Here is a 1,262-nt window from a genome sequence, read left to right as displayed (position 1 = left end):
CCCGGACAGACCGAGGTATTGGTCGTCGCGGATACCGTCGTGGAGGCCACAATCGAAGGCGAGCGCCACGATGACGAGCGCAAGGACCGGCTCCAGTTATCGTTATCCACCTCGATCGCCGAACAACAGAACGGCACCCAAGTGATCAGCGGCGTCTACCGGCCGACCGCCTCGGTCGCCGGCCCAGTGACCTACGAGACGACCCGGAGTGCCGAGGTTCCGGTCGAATCGTCGCCGATAGCAGAGGCCGGCGGTCCCGCGTTCTTGATGCTCGGGCTTCTCGGCATGCTCGTCGCCGTCGGACTCCGATACACTGGCGCGCTCGACCTGACGCCAGCCGAGCGTCGGCGGCTCGCGTTCGAGACCGAACGAGCCGACAACGCAGAGTGGATCTCTCGGGGCATCCCGCCGACAGAACCCGACCGCCGGGTCGAACTCGACAGTCTCGAGGGAGCGGTTGGTGTCGCAATCGACAGCAATCGCCGGGTCATCGAGGTCGACGAGACCCCGCCGCGGTACGTCGTCATCGTTGACGACGTGACCTACGTCTTCGAACCGTCCGCGGTCCCGGCGGACCAGACTGAGGCGCCCCAGGTCGATGAATCGGAGCTGGAAGCCATCAAGCTCGGCGAGCAACCTGCCCCTGATGATAAGATCGACGAGGACGTCGCGGACGAGCCGTGAGCGACACCGCAGAGGCGCTCTTCGAGCGCGGTCACACCTAACGGATCGGTCTCGTCCGGTGAGAAGGGTAGTGGCGTGTGCGTTGACCGCTCGGCGGCCGCCGCAGGCGATATTCGATCGCTCGTCGGTGGCTTCCGGTTCGGTCCGCGCTCAACGCGCTTGAACCCCCGTGGCACCACCGGATGACGGAGTCAGGGGGAGCCGACCGCTCGGTCAGCCGTTTCGAAGGTCGTCCGCCACGACGTCGGCGAACTCTTCGAGGCGTTCGTTCTGTTGTCGGATCGCCTGTGTGTCCTTGGCATGGTCCGTGACGTCGCGAAAGACGATCAGCCGTCCGCCGATCGTGTCCGCTGACGCGCGGACGGGCGCGGTGGCGAGTTCGAAGCGACGGTCGTCGTCTGGCTCGACGAGCAGTGATGTGTCGGCGACGTTCGTCCCGTGCGACCACGTAACTTGCTCGGCAAACGGTCCGAAGAACGTCTCGGCGGCCACTTCTCGTCGGTCCGATTCGACACCGAACAGGGCGCGCGCGGCCGCGTTGCTGCCGATGACCCAGTCGTCCGTGTCGAGTAAAACGG

1 protein-coding gene and 1 pseudogene are annotated in these 1,262 nt (G+C 65.8%); one reads left to right on the top strand and one right to left on the bottom strand.

Annotation, left to right across the window (positions count from 1 at the left end):
- The coding region (locus J07HQW2_RS12470; protein ID WP_021055897.1) for a DUF5305 family protein at positions 1-684 on the top strand (684 nt) is incomplete at its 5' end.
- 213 nt (positions 685-897) lie between these two features.
- Here the strand turns inward: J07HQW2_RS12470 and J07HQW2_RS12465 are convergent.
- A pseudogene (locus J07HQW2_RS12465) lies at positions 898-1,262 on the bottom strand (hypothetical protein); the annotation flags it as partial.

It is taken from the genome of Haloquadratum walsbyi J07HQW2, assembly GCF_000415985.1.
Taxonomy (GTDB): domain Archaea; phylum Halobacteriota; class Halobacteria; order Halobacteriales; family Haloferacaceae; genus Haloquadratum; species Haloquadratum walsbyi_B.
This window is presented reverse-complemented; position numbering and strand designations above follow the sequence as displayed.